The sequence below is a fragment of the Acetobacter musti genome (assembly GCF_011516835.1).
Classification (GTDB): Bacteria; Pseudomonadota; Alphaproteobacteria; order Acetobacterales; family Acetobacteraceae; genus Acetobacter; species Acetobacter musti.
Window position 1 is genome coordinate 56,454 of sequence record NZ_WOTB01000010.1, and the last position, 19,955, is coordinate 76,408.

18 protein-coding genes are annotated in these 19,955 nt (G+C 61.4%); 12 read left to right on the top strand and 6 right to left on the bottom strand.

Annotated elements, in window-relative coordinates:
• Positions 1-74 precede the first annotated feature (74 nt).
• Positions 75-929 carry an ABC transporter permease gene (locus tag GOB93_RS09215; RefSeq protein ID WP_173583213.1) on the top strand — a complete coding sequence of 285 codons (855 nt, stop codon included), beginning with the start codon at positions 75-77 and terminating at the stop codon, positions 927-929.
• On the top strand, positions 926-1,678 hold the full coding sequence (locus GOB93_RS09220; protein WP_173583214.1) for an ABC transporter ATP-binding protein: 753 nt from the start codon (positions 926-928) through the stop codon (positions 1,676-1,678). Before GOB93_RS09215 ends, GOB93_RS09220 begins: the two co-directional genes overlap by 4 nt.
• Before the next feature lie 16 nt (positions 1,679-1,694).
• Here GOB93_RS09220 and GOB93_RS09225 read toward each other — a convergent pair whose 3' ends face one another.
• On the bottom strand, positions 1,695-2,705 hold the full coding sequence (locus GOB93_RS09225; RefSeq protein WP_338422332.1) for an ABC transporter substrate-binding protein: 1,011 nt from the start codon (positions 2,703-2,705) through the stop codon (positions 1,695-1,697).
• Positions 2,706-3,237: 532 nt separating this feature from the next.
• On the opposite strand from GOB93_RS09225, the gene GOB93_RS09230 reads away from it, so the two are divergent.
• Positions 3,238-5,379, top strand: coding sequence for a TonB-dependent receptor (locus tag GOB93_RS09230; RefSeq protein WP_338422333.1), 2,142 nt, complete (start codon positions 3,238-3,240; stop codon positions 5,377-5,379).
• Between the two features lie 215 nt (positions 5,380-5,594).
• Here GOB93_RS09230 and GOB93_RS09235 read toward each other — a convergent pair whose 3' ends face one another.
• The 5 genes from GOB93_RS09235 to GOB93_RS09255 are packed head-to-tail and all read right to left on the bottom strand — an operon-like array spanning position 5,595 to position 10,770.
• Positions 5,595-7,211, bottom strand: a complete 1,617-nt coding sequence (locus GOB93_RS09235; RefSeq protein WP_173583217.1) for a rhodanese-like domain-containing protein — start codon at positions 7,209-7,211, stop codon at positions 5,595-5,597.
• On the bottom strand, positions 7,208-7,807 hold the full coding sequence (locus tag GOB93_RS09240; RefSeq protein WP_173583218.1) for a cysteine dioxygenase family protein: 600 nt from the start codon (positions 7,805-7,807) through the stop codon (positions 7,208-7,210). The genes GOB93_RS09235 and GOB93_RS09240 overlap by 4 nt, the downstream gene beginning before the upstream one ends.
• A gap of 55 nt (positions 7,808-7,862) precedes the next feature.
• Positions 7,863-8,654, bottom strand: a complete 792-nt coding sequence (locus GOB93_RS09245; protein ID WP_173583219.1) for a class II aldolase/adducin family protein — start codon at positions 8,652-8,654, stop codon at positions 7,863-7,865.
• Positions 8,655-8,681: 27 nt separating this feature from the next.
• Positions 8,682-9,701, bottom strand: a complete 1,020-nt coding sequence (locus GOB93_RS09250; protein ID WP_242010658.1) for an NAD(P)-dependent oxidoreductase — start codon at positions 9,699-9,701, stop codon at positions 8,682-8,684.
• Positions 9,679-10,770, bottom strand: a complete 1,092-nt coding sequence (locus GOB93_RS09255; RefSeq protein WP_173583220.1) for an LLM class flavin-dependent oxidoreductase — start codon at positions 10,768-10,770, stop codon at positions 9,679-9,681. The genes GOB93_RS09250 and GOB93_RS09255 overlap by 23 nt, the downstream gene beginning before the upstream one ends.
• 175 nt (positions 10,771-10,945) lie before the next feature.
• Between GOB93_RS09255 and GOB93_RS09260 the strand changes: the two genes are divergently transcribed.
• The 9 genes from GOB93_RS09260 (at position 10,946) to ssuD (ending at position 19,904) form a co-directional block, all read left to right on the top strand.
• A complete protein-coding gene (locus tag GOB93_RS09260) occupies positions 10,946-11,833 on the top strand; it encodes a LysR substrate-binding domain-containing protein (RefSeq protein WP_173583221.1) in 888 nt (295 codons plus the stop codon).
• A gap of 96 nt (positions 11,834-11,929) precedes the next feature.
• Positions 11,930-12,646, top strand: a complete 717-nt coding sequence (locus tag GOB93_RS09265; RefSeq protein ID WP_173583222.1) for a peroxiredoxin-like family protein — start codon at positions 11,930-11,932, stop codon at positions 12,644-12,646.
• Positions 12,636-13,175, top strand: coding sequence for a flavin reductase (locus tag GOB93_RS09270; protein ID WP_173583223.1), 540 nt, complete (start codon positions 12,636-12,638; stop codon positions 13,173-13,175). The genes GOB93_RS09265 and GOB93_RS09270 overlap by 11 nt, the downstream gene beginning before the upstream one ends.
• Before the next feature lie 20 nt (positions 13,176-13,195).
• Positions 13,196-14,248 carry an ABC transporter substrate-binding protein gene (locus GOB93_RS09275; RefSeq protein ID WP_173583224.1) on the top strand — a complete coding sequence of 351 codons (1,053 nt, stop codon included), beginning with the start codon at positions 13,196-13,198 and terminating at the stop codon, positions 14,246-14,248.
• Entirely contained in the window at positions 14,248-15,237 is a 990-nt protein-coding gene (locus GOB93_RS09280) for an ABC transporter permease (protein WP_173583225.1), read from the top strand. Before GOB93_RS09275 ends, GOB93_RS09280 begins: the two co-directional genes overlap by 1 nt.
• Entirely contained in the window at positions 15,231-16,001 is a 771-nt protein-coding gene (locus tag GOB93_RS09285; protein ID WP_173583226.1) for an ABC transporter ATP-binding protein, read from the top strand. Before GOB93_RS09280 ends, GOB93_RS09285 begins: the two co-directional genes overlap by 7 nt.
• Before the next feature lie 862 nt (positions 16,002-16,863).
• Positions 16,864-17,577 (top strand): RBBP9/YdeN family alpha/beta hydrolase, encoded by a 714-nt coding sequence (locus GOB93_RS09290; protein ID WP_173583227.1) that lies wholly within the window; start codon positions 16,864-16,866, stop codon positions 17,575-17,577.
• A 241-nt stretch (positions 17,578-17,818) separates the two neighbouring features.
• Positions 17,819-18,730 (top strand): aliphatic sulfonate ABC transporter substrate-binding protein, encoded by a 912-nt coding sequence (locus GOB93_RS09295; RefSeq protein WP_173583228.1) that lies wholly within the window; start codon positions 17,819-17,821, stop codon positions 18,728-18,730.
• A 19-nt stretch (positions 18,731-18,749) separates the two neighbouring features.
• Positions 18,750-19,904 carry an FMNH2-dependent alkanesulfonate monooxygenase gene (gene ssuD, locus GOB93_RS09300; protein WP_173583229.1) on the top strand — a complete coding sequence of 385 codons (1,155 nt, stop codon included), beginning with the start codon at positions 18,750-18,752 and terminating at the stop codon, positions 19,902-19,904.
• Positions 19,905-19,955 lie beyond the last annotated feature (51 nt).

A 19,955-nucleotide genomic window follows, 5' to 3' on the forward strand; every position in this document is an offset into this window, starting at 1 on the left:
ATATAAATCACCGGACGATCCGACGTGAATTATGGGAAAACAGCGCGAAAGAGACTGATCCAACGGGAGTCCCCATGTCCGAGACCATCCTCCGGACCGCGATCCGCACCGTCCGCCCGGCGCCGCTCTCACGGCCGCGCCTGACGCCCCTCCTGTCAGGCTGGCGCGGCCTTTCGCGCTACCTGTCGCCACTCCTCCTGGTGGTCTTATGGCAGGCCGCCTGTTCAGCAGGCCTCCTGTCCACACGCCTCGTCGCATCCCCGGCCCAGATCATCGTCACAGCGTGGTCCCTCACCCGTGACGGCACGCTGCCGGTCAATCTCGGCGTCTCCCTTCTCCGGGCGGCGTCAGGACTGGCCATCGCCCTGACCGCCGGAATCAGCCTCGCCCTGATATCGGGACTGTCCCGCATCGGCGAGGATATCGTGGACGCCCCGCTCCAGATCATGCGCACGCTGCCGGTCCTCGCTCTCGTCCCGCTCTTCATTCTCTGGTTCGGGATCGGCGAGACACCGAAAATTCTGCTCGTCGCACTGGGCTCGACATTCCCGATCTATCTCAACCTGCACAAGGGCATCCGGTCGATCGACCCGAAACTGCTCGAAATGGCGCGAACTCTCGGCCTCTCGCATCGCCAGACGATCCGCGACGTCATTCTCCCCGGCGCCCTGCCCGATCTGCTGACCGGCGTGCGTTTCGCCGTCGGCATCTCCTGGCTGATGCTCGTCGTCGCCGAGCAGGTCAACGCCGACAGCGGAATCGGACATATGATGATGGACGCGGAAGATTTCCTGCGCACCGACATCATCCTCGTCGGACTTTTCGTCTATGGCCTGCTCGGCCTGACCTCGGATCAGCTTGTCCGCACTCTGGAACACGTCTTTCTGGCCTGGCGTCCCGCGCGGCGCGAAAAAGGACAGCCCACATGAATGCAATCCCGCAATCCGTCCCCAGACAGTCCGACGAAACCCGGACACAGAACGCCGTAACCGTGCAGGGTCTGACACGCCGCTTCAACGGCGGCCCCGCCGTGCTCGACCGGCTCGACCTGACCATCGCGCCCGGTGAATTCGTCGCCCTCCTCGGCCGCAGCGGCTCCGGAAAATCCACGCTGCTCCGAACGCTTTCCGGTCTCGACCCCGTCAGCGAAGGACATGTTTCGCGTCCGCAGGATGTCGCCGTCGTCTTTCAGGAGAGCCGCCTGCTCCCATGGAAACGGGTCTGGCAGAACATCATTCTCGGTCAGACCGGCGGCAATGACGGACGCGCACGCGCCAGTGCGGTTCTCGAAGAAGTGGGGCTGGGCCACCGGGCCGACGCATGGCCGCTCACCCTCTCCGGCGGCGAAGCGCAGCGCGCCGCCCTCGCCCGCGCCCTCGTCCGGGAACCCGCCTTTCTCATGCTCGACGAACCTTTCGCCGCGCTGGACGCACTCACACGCCTGAAAATGCAGCATCTCGTCGCGGGATTATGGACCCGTCACCGCTGCGCCGTCCTCCTTGTGACCCACGACGTCGACGAGGCGCTGCTTCTGGCGGACCGCGCCGTCGTCCTCGATTCCGGCCGCATCCGGACCGACCTTCCCATCCCGCTCGACCGCCCGCGCCGCCATGCCGACCCGCGCTTCGAACATCTGCGCTCAGTACTTCTGGAATCACTCGGCGTCCACGACGACTGAGCGCCGGAGAGGCGCCCTATGTCCGCAACAGCGGGCTCAGGGCGTCAGAAAACACTTTCCTGACATCGGTATCACCCGGAATCAGACGCTCCCTGACGAAAACCCGCGCGACCTTCTCCACCCCCTCAATGTCACTCCCGGTCCATGCCCGCGGGTGATAGGGCCTGTTCTGATTCTGCAGATAACTCAGAACCTCCGGCTCCGGCACAGTAATGACCGGCGAGACAATTTTCGCCCAGCGCTGTTTATCCGCGCTCAGAATCTCATAAGCCCGGCCGACACGATGGATATAATCCGCCACGGCACGCCGGAACAGATCGTCCTCAAGGTGGAGCGGATTCGCACCGATAAAGTAGTGGCCGGAAAGAATATCAGCCGCACTCTCCAGAATCCGGGCTGAACCCTCCGCCTGCAGCCTCTGAATCACGTAGCCATATGTCGCCCACGCGTCGAGACTTCCCGCCTGCATGGCCGTCAGGCCCTGACTCGGCCCCAGCGCCACAGGCACGATATCGGAAAAACTCATTCCGGCCTGGTCAAGCATCCGGATCAGGAAATAATGAGACGTGGTCGAACGGATATACCCCACACGCTTCCCACGCAGATCCCCGACCGACCGCGCGGAAGACCCCGCCGGCACCATCAGCGCCTGATCCGTCGTCGGACCATCAGTCGTCGCCACAACCGCGACACGGGCCTGCGCCGCGGCGATGAACACCAGCGGAATCTCGCTCCATCCCCCCACGTCGACCGCATCGGCGCTGATCGCCTGAGCAATCAGATTGCCTGAACTGAACTCACTGAAAACGACCCGATACGGAAAATCATCCAGCCCGAGCGCGGGAAGCAGACAGGATTCCATGCCCCGGAAACTCGCAACACGAAGCGTTACCGACGACAGAGCCGACAGACCGGCCGCCCTGGCATAACGCCCGGCCAGTCCCGGACCGGCGACTCCCAGCCCGGCAATCCCCGACACAACCTGAGAAAACCGGCGTCGGGAAAGAGAGATATCGAAAACAGACACAGGATATTCCTCTGAAGAAACGCGAAGCACAATATCCTGACACCACCGGAACATCGTGATGCATAAAAAACAATCAGGTCTGTCACGATAAAATATTAACAAATAAAACTGAATTATAAACTTATCGTCATTGAAGGAATTTATATTAATCAACAATAACATCATCGACAAACAACAGAAGAAAAATATCATCAGAGACCGGGAGAACTGCGTATCGCGCGGAAATCCGTCAGCCCCGCTCTTACATCTCTGTGGATATAATCAGCATATGCCGCCCCAATATGATGCCAGGCCATCATCGCGCCCTCTCAGCCGGGGAGTCCTGCCGGGCTGCCTCCTCGGGACCACATGCTGCGTCGCTGTTCTGAGCCTTTTCAGCAACGAAGCGCTCGCTGCCCCGAAACACAACCGCGCAACGCGTTCAGCACAGAATGGCCCGTCACAGGCATCGCCTCCTGAAAAAACCCGGACAGACGCAAATCCTGTCCAAAAACACCGCCCCGCCGCAATCCGCGCGGCCAGTTCCGAAACAGTGTCGGTCCGCGGCCAGTCCCGCAACGCGAGGCGCGTGGCGGAACTCCAGAAAACGCCTCAGTCAGCCTCGCTCCTCACAGCCGCCAGCCTCGAACGGCTGGGAGTGCAGAACACAAAGCAACTGGCGAGGCTGACACCGAATCTGTACATTCCGAACAACATGCCGGGTTACTCCGTCACCAACTATTTCATTCGCGGCATCGGTGAAATCGATCCGCAGGGTGAGCCGTCCGTCGGAACCTATATAGACGGCGTCTACCTGCCCCGGAACATGGGCAATATGCAGGAACTTCTCGATGTGGCCGACATCGAAGTCGATCGCGGTCCCGTCGTGTTCTCAGGCCATCAGTCCGAAGGCGGGGCGGTCAGGATCAGCACGCTGGTTCCGACAAACCAGCGTCGTGTCGTCGTGCAGACCGGTTACGGCACCTACAATGAATATCAGATTGGCGTCGCGGCCAGCGGCGCAATTCTGCGCGATAAAATCTACGGCAGTATCGCATTCGGACGCCATGCACGTGGCGGGATCGATCACAACTATACGGTCGGAAAAGACACGAACAACATCGATTACAGCCAGGCCAGAGGAAAGCTTCGCTTCACCCCGAATGAAGCGCTCGACATCACCCTCGCCTTCGACGGAACCGTGGACGGCAGCACGAACAAGGGCGTCGGCAACCTCATGAATCCGTATATCTACGGAAATTACAACCCGCTTTACCCGAAGAACAATTATAGTGAAGCCGGGTTTACCGGAAACGTCCGTTATACGCTGACACCGCATCTCACCCTGTATTCCATCACCGGAATCCGCGGTTATGACGACAAGGGCATTTACGACAATTCCGGCGATTATTACTCACGGACATCTCAGCCTCTCTATTACCGGGACAGGATGTATTCGCAGGAACTTCGTCTCCACGGGGATTACGGCAAGGTCGATTTCAACGTCGGCGCCTATTTCATGTATGAGGACTGGTTCACACAGCGCTGGGCGAACAACACATCCGGCACCTCCACCAGCAATCCGGCACAGATCCGTTATATGCCGGTCTATGCCGTCATCGATCAGGTAACGCGCAACTGGGCCGTCTATGGCGAGGCACGCTACCACATCACACCGCAACTCACCTTCACGGCCGGACTCCGATTCAACTGGGAAAATCATTCAAATTCCGAATCCCTCAGTTACCTGGCCCCGGGCCCGTCCCATCTGGCCACCCCGGCAAACCAGCTTTCCTATATCGTGTGGGGCGCTCCCGGTGATCTGGCCTGGCAGGTGTCAGAACGGAAAAGCTGGTATCAGCTCCTTCCCAAAGGAACGCTCAACTGGCAGGCCCTGCCCAATCTGATGGCCTATGCGTCGATCTCTCAGGGCGGCAAATCCGCCGGTTATGATTTCCGCGCACAGACCCCCACCGGAACCGGCAGTCTGCAGGCATCCATTCCCTATAACCCTGAAATCGTCACGACATATGAGCTGGGCGTCAAAACGGACCCGCTCCCCGGCCGCGTGCATTTCAACGGCGCTCTGTTCTGGAACCAGTTCGATGACATCCAGCTGACGACAACCGATCCGTCAACCGGGCTCTCACGCCGTTTCAACGCCGGAAAGGGCCATTCGGCAGGCGCTGAAATCGAAACATCCGTTAAGATCACACGCGATCTGGATCTGCACTATACGGCATCCTACCTTTATGCCGTACTCGACAAATTCCAGGGCACGGTCAGCCGCACAGTGCTGGCAAGCGGCCAGATCTATAACAACACGCCCTATACCGGCGCGCCGCTGTCCTATTCACCACGTTTTCAGACAATGGGATCGCTGACATACCGGATACCGGTAAAACTGCCCGGCACATTCCATATAGGCGCCGACGTTTCCTTCCAGTCATCGCTCTACACAAGCTCGGCGGCCAATCCGCAGACACGCCTCGGCCCCCAGACCTATGTGAACGCAATGGCGAGCTGGACCAGCCCCGACGCACGCTGGTCCGTTCAGGCCACGGCCCGCAACCTTCTCGATCGCCGCTATCTTCAGAGCGAAACCTTCGTGCAGGGTGGAGGCGTCCCGGTCTACGAATCCGCTCAGTTCGCCGATCCGCGCACAATCTTCGTCTCGGCGAAGTTTACACTGTGAAGCTTTCAGGGCGCAGCCCCTTTGATCCCGGTCTGTCAGAAAGCACCCGGCAAACAAATCTTTAATAAAAACAGATAAAAGTTTCTGGGTGCCGCCTTTTTTCAAAAAGGCGGCGTCTTCAGAAGCTTTTTGAAAAAAGCTTCACAAAAAACTTCTTTATGATTTTCAGGAGCCGACCCCACCAGCCGGGAAGCGGAACAGAGCCCCGCAAACTGTCAGCTCAGCACATTAAAGCCATGCGTCCCGTCGCGTTCAAGCTGAGCAACGAGACCAAATTCCCAGTCCAGATAAGCCTGCATCGCGGCGCGGGCATTATCCGTGCCCTCATACGGCCGCTTGTAAACATCGGTCGGCGCCGACAGCGCCTCCTCTCCGGACAGCCCTTTCCGCAACGGATGCCCGGCCCTTTCCCAGCCATCCGTCCCGCCATCCAGGACGTACACCTGCTGCCCGGTTTCGGACAACCGCGCCGCCGCAAAACACGCCGCATGGTCGTCCGGCGAGGTCAGAACAAGAGTTTTCGCCGCCGCAACCCGCGGGCTGTTCTCCAGATCCGATGGCAGAACGAACACCGCCCCCGGAATATGCCCCTTCCGGAAGACAGGGCTGGGCGCCAGATCCACAACGAACGGCGGACTGTCCGTGTTCAGATCCGCCGCGAGATCATCAGGTGATATCGTAGCCGGCTCCGGCACCGGTCCGGCGAAAAGATAAGGCTCAGGACCGCTCTCCGATGGCAGACCGGCCCAGTCATCGAGAACAAAAACCTCCCGCCAGCCAAGCTGACGCAGCCAGTGCCCCGTCATCCGTGCCCGGACCCCGTCCGTGTCCGTAAGAACGATGGTCCCGTGCCGCACACCGACCCATTCATCCGTCGCCTGCACAAGCTGTCCGCCAGGCGCGGAACGAAACCCTTTCAGATGCCCGGCTTCATATTCCTCAGGCGAACGCACATCCAGCCTGTAAAATGACCGGGCCGTGTCTTCTTCCAGCGCCCGGAGCTCGTCCGCCGTGATCGTCCGCACCCCGGTCCGTTCGGCCAGCCCGACAGCATGACGACGCGCCTCGGCCACATTGTCCGGACCGGGCTCTCCCGCCCGCCGCTCCGCATCGTGGTCGAGCGTGAAACCCGCAAGCGTCCAGCCGATGGTTCCGTTGCGCAAAGCAAAAACCGGATTGGGAATCCCCGCATTGACCAGCGACTGCGTGCCAATGATCGAGCGTGTCCGGCCGGCGCAGTTCACAACCACGGTCGTCTCCGGCGACGGCGCAATATCGCGCACCCGCAGAGCCAGTTCCCCTCCCGGCACGGACCGGCCTCCCGGAATCGACATCGTGTTATATTCGCTGAAACGACGCGCATCGAGCACGACCAGATCGTCGCCCCTGTCCAGACGCGCCTTCAGCTCTTCCGCCGGCAGAGACGGCGTGTGCCGGATGTGTTCAACCAGTTCGCCAAAGGCTTTCGACGGCACATTGACGTCGATGAAAATCTCCCCACCCGAGTCTTTCCAGCCTGCAAGGTCGTCTTTCAGCAACGACACATCCGTATAACCGAGCCGGTGCAGCACAGTCACAGCCCTGCCGGTCCGGCCCTCGCCATTGTCATAAAGAACGACCGGCACCGTCTTTCGCGGCAGCAGACCGGCCACCCGCTCCTCAATGCGCCCGACAGGCAAATTAACCGCGAACAGCGGATGTCCCGCCGCGAACGGATCTTCCTCCCGCAGATCGAGAAGAGCGATTTCCCGCCCGTCACGCAGCAGATGGCGGACATCTTCCGATGATTTTTCTTTCACCGGAATCCGGGAGGAAGACGAAAACGCATTCATGCTGCTTCCTTTTTCAGGGAACGGTCCCAGAGATTCGGGACATCCTCACTCGAATAACCGGAAATAAAGGCTTTTTCCGCACCGGTCACAGGATCGTAGGTCGCCCGCGCCACACCACCGATATTCGCGCCATAAACATGAATCGAAATCGACACGCGATCATCAAAGGCGTTCGCAACCCGGTGATAATCGTTGACCCCCGGCGTCAGCGCCGCCACCTCGCCCGGCTCCAGAAATGTCGTCTCCGTTTCCTGAAACGATCCGTCCGCCGCCTGCCGGTACTGGGTTTCAGATTCCCGCCCCCGCAACATCCCGATCAGTCCCCACACACGATGATCGTGAAGCGGTGTTTTCTGTCCAGGTCCCCAGACAAAACTCACAACCGAAAACCGCTCCAGCGGATCGCAATGCAGCAGATACTGACTGTAACGCTCCGGATGAGGCCGTGCGAATTCGTCAGGCAGCCAGTCATCCCGCGCCACAAGCGCGCGCAGCAGCGCGGCGCCCTCCTGCTGAACCGCTTCCTCCGGCAGATTGCGGTCGTATATTTTCGTGAGCCCGACGACAAAGTCGCGGAGCGGCGCAATGGATGACATAGTCCCTGTCCCTCCTCTTCTGAAAAGCTGCTCTTCTGACCGGAACCGTCCCGGATCAGTCGAGAAAATCCGGCTCCTCGGCCACGATCCGGTCCCACAGAGGCTGAAAGGAGAAAAACGCTCCCTGATCCGTGCCCACCTGACTGGCCGTCAGCCGCGCGACTTCCGGCGCGATCGGCTTCACGGGTCCCGCCGCCTGGGCCAGAAGCTGCGTGTGCGCGGCGTTATCCATGGAGATGAACCGCCACGCCGCCGCCTCCACGGAACCGCCAACGGTGAGCAGGCCGTGATTCTGAAGGATGATCGCTTTCCTGTTGCCCAGCGTTTCAGCCAGACGCTCGCCCTCGCTGTCATCGAGCACCACGCCGCTGAACGGATCGAAAACAGTATGATCCTCGTAAAAAGCGCAGGAATCCTGAGTAAGAGGCAGAAGCTCAGTCCCGAGCGCCGAAAATGCCTTGCCATAGGTCGAATGGGTGTGCGCGGCCGCAATCACGTCGGGACGCGCCCTGTGCAGCGCCGAGTGAATCGTGAAACCGGCCGTATTGATCGGCCTGTCTCCGATCAGGATCGTCCCGTCATGGTCCACGAGCTGAAGATCGGAAACCCGGATCTGCGAGAAATGCACCGCAAGCGGGTTGATCCAGTACTGCTCGGGGAATTCCGGATCACGGGCCGTCACATGACCCGCCAGCCCCTGATCGAAACCATAACGGGCAAAAAGCCGGAAGGTCGCGGCAAGACGCTGTTTGCGATGCAGCCGCTCCTCTTCAAAGGAAGCCGCCGGCGCGCGCGGCTCAAGACGGCGCGTGCGGGCTCTGGCCGGAAACTGTGTAACAGCGTTCATGGAAAGAAACTCCTGATCAGTCCGTGTTCAGTAGCCGGATACCGGATCGACGACCCCGCAAAGAGGTCGCCCGTCCAGATACCGTTCGAGATTTTCAATGGCCCGCACAGCAAACTGCTCCCGTACAAAAGGCCCGGACCAGCAGATATGCGGCGTGAGACGGATGCGGGGATGCGTGTAAAACGGATGCCCCTCCGGCAACGGCTCCGGGTCCGTCACGTCCAGCGTGGCAAACGCCGGACGCCCGGAATCCAGCGCATGCAGCAGCGCCTCCTGATCGATCAGAGCGCCACGGGCGATATTCACCAGATGCTGACCGGGTTTTGCTCCGGAAAGAGCGGCAGCATCGATAACGCCGCGCGTTTCCGGCGTCAGAGGCGCCGCGAGAACAAGATGATCTGCCTCCGCGATCAGCTGCGCCAGCGATGACGCCGGCTCCACACCCGGCACGCTTTCAGTCCACGCCCCCCGACGCAGCGCCAGAACACGCATCCCGAACGCGGCGGCCCGCGCGGCAATGGCATGACCGATCCTGCCGAACCCGAACAGCCCCAGCGTGCGCCCCTCCAGCGTCCCCTGCGCCGGATCGTCCCGGAACCGCCGCGCCGTCTCCAGCCAGGAAGCCGGTCCCTGCGGACGCAGTGTATCAATGCGCTTTTCATGAAGAAGCAGCGCCGTCAGCACGTATTCCGCAATCGGAACCGCCGCGTCACCGCGACCGCAGGTCACCAGCCGGTCACGCAGCAGCCACTGCGGAAAACCATCGACACCGGCGGAAGCAATCTGCACCCAGCGCGGCCCGTCACCCCATTCCGCCGGAGCCTTCAGGGGCGCACGGCTCCAGGCGGGCGAAGGCCCGGTAAACAGAATCTCCGCCCCGCCCGTCTCCCACGGAGCCACGCCGTCGCGATCCCCCGCCACAACGGAGACCCGGTCCCGAAAGCGGTCAAACCCGGAGCCGGGCCGGTCGCCCAGCTGGTTCAGCAACACCGGAAGACGGGCAGCCCGCAGACCCATACCAGCCTCAGGCGGCCCGGGACGCGACATGCGCCTCTTCCTGCGCGATCAGCGCCCGGACGCGGGGAATGAGATCACGGCCATACTCATAAGTATCCAGAAGCGGATCGAAACCACGAATCAGGAACGTCGTAATGCCAATCCGGTAATAATCCAGCAGCGCATCCGCCACCTGGTCCGGCGTGCCGACCAGTGACGTCGAATTCCCCTTCGCTCCCGTCAGAGCCGCAATCCCCGTCCACAGCCTCTTGTCGAGACGCGTGCCCTTGTCAGCCGCGGCAAGCAGACGACGCGAACCCTCATTCGGCACATCCGCAGCCCGGGTAAAACCGGTTTTTTCCTGAAGAACACGGGCCGTCTCAAGAATCCGGTCCGCCCTGGCCCACGCGGCCTCCTCCGTCTCCGCCAGAACCGGACGCAGCGAGAGCGAGAACCGGGGCGAGCGCCCGTGCCGCGCGGCGGAGGCGCGGACGCGGGCCACCGTCTCGGCAACCTGCTCGTAGGTTTCGCCCCACAGCGCGTAAACATCGGCATGACGACCCGCGACCTCGATCGCCTCCGCCGACGAGCCTCCGAAATAGACCGGAATGCCATCTTCCCGATAAGGACGGACAAGCGATCCCGCCCCGCGCACATCATAGAATCTGCCCCGGTAGTCGAACGGCACGGACTCCGTCCACTCCCGGCGCACAACGTCGAGATACTCCCCGGTCCGGGCGTAACGCTCCGCCTTGGTGGTGTGATCGCCATCGGCCTGAAGCTCGATATCACTACCGCCCGTGATGATATGCACGGCAACACGACCCCGCGTGAGCTGATCGAGTGTCGCAAGCTGGCGCGCCGCGATGGTCGGCGCATTGAAACCGGGCCGGTGCGCAATCAGCAGCCCCAGATCACGGGTCACGGACGCCGCATGCTGGGCGATAAGAATGCTCTCCGGCGAGTTGGAGTGAAAAGCGACCAGCGTCCGGTCGAATCCGCCGTTTTCATGGAGTTTCGCCGACGCCTCGATATGATTCAGATCCACGACCGGACCGGCCGGCGGAATGATCTCGGACTGATTGCGGCTCCCGATGTAGCCAATGAACTCGACAGACATGCGACACCTCGTTAATTCACTATCACAAATAGTTTGTCTGTAAATTAACTCTTGTATATGTCATAAAAACAAGCAAGAAATAATCATCGTCCAGTTTAAGAGCGTTAATATCCCACGGGCACCATTCCGCCGGCACCCCTCCGCCCGGACCCGGCCCGCATCAGGAGTGCCAGCCATGTCACAGTCCGGCTCGTCCCTGCCGCAGCGCATGGCCCGTAATGTGCCCACCGAACTTCTGCGTTCCTTCGTCGCCATCGTCGAGGCAGGCTCCATGGCGCAGGCCACGGAAACCATCTTTCTCACCCAGTCCGCCCTGAGCCTGCAGATGAAACGGCTGGAAGACACGCTCCAGCAAAAACTGTTCCGCCGCGACGGCCGCCGCCTGCTGCTGACCCCCGTCGGCGAGGAACTCGTGACCTACGCGCGACAGCTGCTCGCGCTCAACGACCAGATCGTGCAGACACTCGGCCAGGATTTCGATCCCGAGCCCATCACCATCGGCATGGTCCAGGATTTCGCCGATACGATTCTCCCCGACGTTCTCGGCGAGTTTCGCCTCGCGCACCCCAGATCGCGCCTCGTCGTGCGCGTCGGCGGCTCCGTGGAACTGCTCGACATGTTCGACCGCTCCCGTCTTGATCTCGTTCTCTGCCTCGGCCAGCACGGCGACCGGCCCGGCGCCACATGGGACGTGGTCGGCCACGACCGCATGGCCTGGATCGGGGACCCCGCCATCGCCGAACGCGAGGAAGTGCCCCTGGTTCTCCTCGAACAGCCCTGCCGTTTCCGCGACGCCGCCCTGCGCGTGCTCACACAGGAACGCCGGGATTACAGACTGGTGCTGGAAACACCGAATCTGCCGGCCCTGCGCGCGGGCGTGCGCGGCCGCATGGGGATCAGCTGCCGCACCCGCCGTTTCGCGACCACAGAAGGCCTCCCCGTCATCACCTCCGGCACATTGCCCGAAGTCCCGGAAATCGAAACCGTTCTTGTCCGGCGCAAAACCCTTTCGGACGCAGGCACCGATCTCGGCGACCTGCTCAGCAAAGCGGCGGCAGGTTGAGCGGCGCTCATGCAACAGTTGAGAAGAACTCCTTATGCACCGGCAATGCCTTCGCGGCAGGATCAGCATCCGGATATTCTTTTTCTGAGGACCAGCATGAGTACTGCCAGCATAAGCACTGACCGTACCGGCGATGACGCGCCGCTCCGCTCCCGGTTTCAGGCCCTTGAGGACGAACGCGCCCGCACCTGGACAGCCGGGGCGCTTGCCATCAATCACAACCAGCGCGCCCTTCTCGTCCGCGAGCACGGCACAACGCCCCACATCCGCCCGGGAGACATCCTGCCGGACATTTCCCTGCCAGCCGTCGGCGGCTCCGGCGTTTCCCTCAGCCAGATCTCCGCAAAGAGTCCGGCAGTGCTCATCTTTTTCCGTTTTTCCGGCTGTCCGGCCTGCAACATCGCCCTGCCGTATTATCGCGACACCCTCTGGCCCGCGCTGTCGGCCGCCAGAATCCCGCTGATCGCCATCTCACCGCAGCCGCCCGAACTCCTGAGCGACATCGTCACCCGGCAGGCGCTTCCCTTCCCTGTCGTCTCCGACACCGGCCTTGCGCTGTCCCGCGCACTCGGCATCACCTACCGGTTCGATGAGCCGTCCCGGCAGGCGGCCCTGTCGAAAGGCGGAAACAGCGCATCCCTGAACGGCCTCGATGACACCTGGGAACTGCCGAAACCGGCCGTCCTGATCATCGGCCCCGGCCGCGTCGTGCGCTTCGCCGATATTTCCCCCGACTGGATGGACCGCACAGCAAGCACGACCATCCTCGACGCACTCGGTCTGAAACAGGAAACGACCTCCCATGCAGCCTGAAACACTCGCAACGCTCACCCGGCCTCCCGTCGCCACCGATCTCTTCCGGGAAGCCATGAGCCGGCTCGGCGCGCCGGTCACACTGGTGACCACGGACGGCCCCGCCGGACGCCAGGGACTGACGGTCTCGGCGATCACGAGCGTCAGCGACGCGCCCCCGACAGTGCTGGTCTGCCTGAACCGCTCGAACAGATCGCACGAGACCTTTTTACAGAACGGCGTTGTGGGAATCAGCATTCTCGGCTCCCCGCACAGCGAACTCGCCGGCGCTTTCGCGAGCAGCAAACGCAGCGCGGCAGAAAAATTCGCCGCCGGACAATGGCGAAAAGGCCAGACAGGCGCACCGCTTCTCGCCGACGCCGTCGTGGCGCTCGACTGCACCATCAGCGACATCCACGCCTCAGGCAGCCACGATGTCCTCTTCTGCACCATCGAAGCCATCACCCTTCACGACGCGCCTGAAGCCGGACTCGCCTGGTTCGGACGGCAGTTCCACCATCTGCCGCTGCTTCAGAACCTGACGAAATAACCCGAACCGGGTCTGCCCCCATGATCTCTCACCGCCTCGCCTCCCGCAGAACTCTTCTCGGCGCCGGCCTGTCCGGCGTCGCGGCTCTCGCAATCAGACCCGCTTCCGGCCAGAGCGCCGGACACGAGGAGATGTGCCACGCCGCGATTCCGGGCGAGGTCAGACCCCTTCCCGGCGCGCCGCGCAAAGTCACGATCGCCTGGAACGAGAACTCCGTCTGCGTCGCCGCCGTCCCGGTCGCGAAGGAAAAAGGCTTCTTCGCGCAACATAATCTGGATGTCGATTATGTGAATTTCGGCGGCTCCACCGACCAGCTTCTCGAAGCCATCTCAACCGGCAAAGCCGACGCGGCGCCCGGCATGGCGCTGCGCTGGCTGAAACCGCTGCAACAGGGCTTCGACGTCAAACTCGTCGCCGGCCTCCATGCCGGATGCCTCTATCTGTCGGTGCCGGCCGACAGCGCAATCAGACAGCTCACCGATCTGAAGGGAAAAACAATCGGCGTGCCCGATATCGGTGGCCCGGAACGCAACTTTTTCTCAATCCGCCTGAAAGAAGCCGGGCTCGACCCGGAATCCGACGTCTCATGGCGCGCTTTTCCCACCGACCTGCTGCCTCTGGCCCTGCAGCGCGGCGACATCCAGGCCCTTTCAAACTCGGACCCGGTGAACTGGCTGCAAAAACGACAGTTCAGCCTGCGCGATATCGATACCAACATGACCGGAAAATGGGCGCACACCACATGCTGCGTGATTGGCGTTCGCGGCAGCCTCGTGCGGAACGAACCGGACGTCGCCCGCGCCATCACACGGGCCATTCTGGACGCCGGCGCGTGGCTCGCCTGCAACCCCGTCGAAGCCGGACAGATCTTCCACGCCTATTCGCCAAAAGCCTCCGCTGACGATCTCGGCGCCATGATCCGCGCCCAGGGCCACCATCACCAGACGCTGACCGGCTCCTTCCGCGACGAAATCGCCACCTATGCGGAAGCCCTCAAAAATGTCGGCATCTTTCGCCCCTCTTTCGACACAGCCCGCTATGCGAGCCGCGTGACACAGGACCTGTTTGTGTAATGAGCGGAACGGATATCTCTCTTACCGATCGCATCGGCACCCGTCACCCGGACGCCGGAATCACCCGCAGACACCCCGCGATCCTCCCCTGGCTCCCCGGCCCCGTCTGGCTGGCTGACGCCCTCGTCACATGGCGCTGGCCGGACGCCGACGATTTCCCGGATACCACTCTTCTCGCGATCCTCTTTGCCGTTACCGGTATCGCCCTCCTCACAGCCGCCGCGACAGGGGTGCTGACGAAGCGGGCACCCTGGGCCACCGCGCTCGGTTCCGGCTTCGGAGCATGGGAAATCGCCCAGGCCAAACTCCTCAGCCTGCCACGGCCATTCTTCGGAACCCCCCAGGATCTGCTCGATGTTTTCATCACGGACTGGCACCGCCTCGGCGACAGTCTGCTGCACTCGCTCGGACTGCTCGCCGCGGGCTACACCGTCGGGTCGCTGGCCGGCATCGCAACCGGCATCGGCCTCGGCCGGTCAAAGCGTTTTCGTTACTGGGTGCATCCGGTCCTGCGTGCGATCGGCCCGCTCCCGCCCGTGGCGCTGCTCCCGCTTACCTTCGTGCTGATCCCGTCGAGCTGGCTCGCCGGCGAGGCGCTCATGGCGCTGGCTTCAGGATTCCCCGCCGCCATTCTCACATGGTCCGGCATCGCCGCAGTCGATCCCGCTTATTATGACGTCGCCCGCACCATGGGCGCCCGCGAGCGTTTCCTGACTCTCCGCGTCGCCCTGCCCGCCGCCATGCCACAGATTTTCGTCGGCCTGTTCATGGGGCTCGGCGCGTCCTTCGCCATGCTGATCATCGCTGAAATGCTCGGCGTCAAAGCCGGGCTCGGATTTTACATGCAATGGGCTCAGGGCTGGGCCGCCTATCCGAACATGTACGCGGCGCTGATCGTCATGTCCCTGATGTGCACCGGCCTGATCACGCTCCTGTTCAGGCTGCGGGATCGTATCCTCGTCTGGCAAAAGGATGGACTGAAATGGTAACAACGCCAGCCACCAGCGGCCTCTCTCTCGGCCTTTCCGCCATCCGCCACGGCTATACCCTGGGCAGGGATTTCACAGCCGTCATCGGCGGCGTCACGCTGAACATCGCCGCCGGCGAGTTCGTGGCCCTTCTCGGCCCCTCTGGCTGCGGAAAATCGACACTGCTGCGTCTCATCGCGGGTCTCGAAGCCCCCCATGAAGGCGAAATCCTCGCGGACGGTCTTCCCGTTGCCGGACCGCATCCCGACCGCATCCTGATGTTTCAGGACCCGACGCTCTATCCGTGGCGCACGGTTCGCCAGAACGTCTCTCTGTCACAGGATATTTCGGGAAAGAAGGACGCCGCCGCCGTCGATGACATCATCTCCCTCGTCGGCCTCAGCGGTTTCGAACGCGCCTGGCCACACCAGCTCTCAGGCGGCATGGCCCAGCGCGCCGCGCTCGCCCGCGCCCTGATCAACCATCCGAAGCTTCTCCTCCTGGACGAACCGCTCGGCAAACTCGATGCGCTGACACGGCTTACAATGCAGACCGAACTGCATCGTCTGTGGAAAGAACGCGGGTTTACCGCCGTCATGGTCACGCACGATGTCGAGGAAGCCCTGTTCCTCGCAACCCGCATCGTCACACTCAGCGCCCGCCCCGCCCGGATCGTCTCCGATATCCAGGTTGATCTCCCCTTTCACCGCCATCGCGACGATCCGCAGGTCCTGCAGCTTCGGCGGGACATCCTGACCCGGCTCGGACACCGGGACGACTGGTAACGGAGCCGCAGTCTTTCAGAGCCCCGCCCCGACAAAGAGCAATAAGACTTTGAAAAAATAAAGAAGTTTTTGGGTGCCGCCTTTTTTCAAAAAGGTGGCGTCTTCTGAAGCTTTTTGAAAAAAGCTTCACCAAAAACTTCTTTATAATTTCAGGATGTGCCACGATGAGGCTGTTGAAAAAGTCTCCGGCGCCCGGAACACTTTAGTTTCACTGAATCTGCAGAACGACGAACACTCCTGGGAACATGGAGTTCCGGACAATCAAAGCGCCTGGATTCAGCGAAAACTCTCATATTTGCGCTTATGAGACAGAGCCCTGCTCTGTTTCCTGTGCAAAGAATCCATGAGCGTCTTTAAAAAAGACGCCAAAAAAGCCTTCCGCACAGTTTACCGAAGACCGGCGACCGTAACCTCCTGTAAAAAGCACTTATATATTTTGCAAACAGGAAACCGGACAGGCTTTTCCTCTGCACAGAAAAGAACGTGTCACTTTAAAACACACTGCACACGATACCCCCTTTATCTCGCTGTTTTAACAAACCGGGATCAAAGGGACTGTGTCCCTTTGTAGGGTTCGGGGCAAAGCCCCGAAAAGCGACAGCATCTGACTTACAAAACACATAAACACCTAAAAAACACGCAGCAAACCGACATCCCGCTTTAGCGGACGTAAACTCATATATCACGTTTATTAAACGCATTTTCCTTTAATATACGATTAAATCCCTGTATACAGTAACGACCATCCGGCCGGAAACGGACATCACACCCGCCACCGGCCCGAAGACATCTCCAGTTTCCGACCACCACACGCCCGGACACCGACCACAAAAACTCCCTCGCGCAGCACAGGATCTCCACGATGACCCTATCGCCCGCAGCCTCGACGCCACCCCCTCCGGCAACCGGCCTCTTCCCGCACACCAATCGATCCCCGGCCGCCCTGCCTGACGATATCATCAGCGCCCTCTCCGGTTACGATATCATCATGGTGCCAGGCCTCGACGGCTCCGGGCCGCAGCACTGGCAGTCACACTGGGAAATCCTGTTCACAGAAAACAATCTTACCGTCGACCGGGTCCGGCAACATGACTGGCGCCACCCGGTCCGCGCTCACTGGCGCGCCGGTCTGACTGAGGCGATCCGCGGGCGCGATCAGCCGGTCCTGTTGCTCGCACACAGTCTCGGAGCCGTCCTCAGCGCCGGTTTTCGCCATCCCGCCATCGCCGGCGCCCTGCTCGTCGCTCCGGCTGACACAGAACAGTGCATCCATACCGATCGCGCCCGCATCAGGGATTTTTTACCCCTGCCAGCTACAGCTCCGGACTTTCCCGCTCTTGTCGTCGCCAGCAGAAACGACGAGTGGCTCTCATTTCCCCGGGCCCGCGCGCTCGCTGCTCAATGGAACGCTGAACTGTTCGACGCCGGAGCCGTCGGTCACATCGGCAATAAAGCAGGGCCTGGCGAATGGACAGACGGCTTCCGGGCGCTCCGGCGTCTCCTGGACATCATTGCCACCTCACCCCGGCCCTCGCACGAACACAGGCCCCGGCAAGCCGAAATCCGGATTTCATGAATACAGCTAACGAGTATGACCGACATCACGCCGATATCCTGTCACTTCGACTATGCTCTGCCCCGTCCGGATTCACCCCACCGGAAGATGCCCGGCCCAATGGCAGAAATCTGCCTCCCCCTGCGCGGCATCCTCTGACGCAACCGGATATCAGCACCCGCTCCGGTTACGCCCTGACCATCAGACATCCGCAACAAACGGAAAACAGGAACCATAATCAGTGAGATGCAGCAGACGGACAATGTTACGGGCAACCGGCGCCGCTGCTCTGTTCCCGCTTCGTGGCCGCTCCGCGCATGCCGGAGCGAACATCATCCGTATCGGCTATCAGAAATACGGAACTCTCATTCTGCTGAAGGAAAAAGGCTTCCTGGAAGAAGCACTCGCTCCGCGCGGTGTAATCGTCCGATGGGCTCAGTTTCCCGCAGGACCACCCATGCTGCAGGCCATGGTGGCAGGCGCCCTGGATTTCGGCCAGACAGGAGACCTGCCACCGGTTTTCGCCGAAGCCAGCACTCCCGGAGCCCTCGTCTATGCCGGCCATGAGCCACCCGACGGCTCCAGCGAAGCCATCATCGTCCCCGCTTCGAGCCCAGTTCAGACCGTCGCCGATCTCGCCGGAAAGCGCATCGCGGTGACCCGCGGTTCCGACGCGCACTGGCTTCTGTTCGCCGCACTGAAAAAATACGGCATGTCCTTTCACGATGTCGAAGTTTCCTGGCTTCTTCCCGCCGCCGCCAGACCCGCCTTTGAAAACGGCACAGTCGATGCATGGGCAATCTGGGACCCGTACCTGTCCGCCGCCGGCACCGGCACCGGCACCGGCACCGGCACCGGCACCAGACAGATCATTACAGGCACCGATGTCGGCGCCGGTATGGAGTTCTGTCTGGCCCGCCGCGCGTTCGCGGAAACGAACCCGGAACTGCCTGAAACCGTTTATGCCGCAATCGCCCGATGTGACGCCTGGGCGCAGGAAAACAGGGCCGATGTCGTGCGCATCCTTGCAGCCAGCACCGGTCTGGCTGCCGACACCGTCAGACGATCCATCGAAAAAATCACGTTCGGCATTCAGCGGATGACCCCCGACATCATGGCCCGCCAGCATGAGAAAGCCACGGTCCTCCGCGAGGCCGGGCTCCTGCCTTCATAGGAAAAGAGACAGCCGCATCATGACAGAGTCCGTACCGGAGAAAATAAACGTTCTGTGGTTCCTGCCCACCCACGGAGACGGGCGTTATCTCGGCACGTCGAAAGGAGGACGGCCGGCGGATATCCACTACCTCACACAGGTCGCGAAAGCTGCTGATCGTCTCGGTTATTATGGCGTTCTGCTCCCGACGGGCTCAAGCTGTGAAGACAGCTGGGTCATCGCATCGGCAATCGCACCCTGGACAAGAAATCTGCGCTTCCTCGTCGCAGTAAGACCAGGCCTGCTCTCTCCCACACTGGCAGCCCGCATGACCGCCACCCTGGACCGCATCTCCGACGGCCGCCTGCTCATCAACGTCGTCACCGGCGGCAATCCGGCGGAGAACGCCGGCGACGGGCTGCTCGCCGACCATGCGGAACGCTACGAGATTACCGATGAATTTCTCTCGATCTATCGTGACCTTCTCAGAGGTGAAACCGTCACACGGAAAACGCGCCATTTCGACATCAGAAACGGACATCTGACATTCCGCCCGCGTCAGAAGAACGGCCCGGAAATCTTTTTCGGCGGATCGTCCGAACCCGGCCAGCTTGTGGCGGCACAGTACGCGGACAAGTATCTGACCTGGGGAGAACCGCCCGCCCAAGTCGCGGAAAAAATTGCCTCCGTCCGCGCCAGAGCGGCCGCCGCCGGACGACATATCTCCTTTGGAATCCGGCTGCATGTCATCGTGCGCGAAACAACCGAAGAAGCCTGGGCCGCGGCGGCCCGGCTGATCGAACATATTGACGACGAGACGATTGCACGGGCGCAGAAAGTATTCGCCGGCATGGATTCCGTCGGACAGACACGGATGCAGGCCCTGCATAACGGCTCGCGTGACCGGCTCGAAATCAGCCCGAATCTCTGGGCCGGTGTCGGGCTGGTGCGTGGCGGCGCCGGAACCGCCCTCGTCGGAGACCCGCAGACCATCGCCGAGCGTATCGATGAATATCGCAAAGCCGGGATCGATACTTTCATCTTTTCAGGATACCCGCATCTTGAGGAGGCCTGCCTCTTCGGCGAAATGGTGCTGCCCCTTCTCCCGCTCGCCCATCGTACCGGCTACGATGATGACATCGCCGGACAGGAAACAGCAGGCGAAATCATCGCCAATACCTATCGCCCTGACTGACACAATCTGAAGTGGACTCATCGCCGGCAAAACCGTCGCCAGCTTTCATCC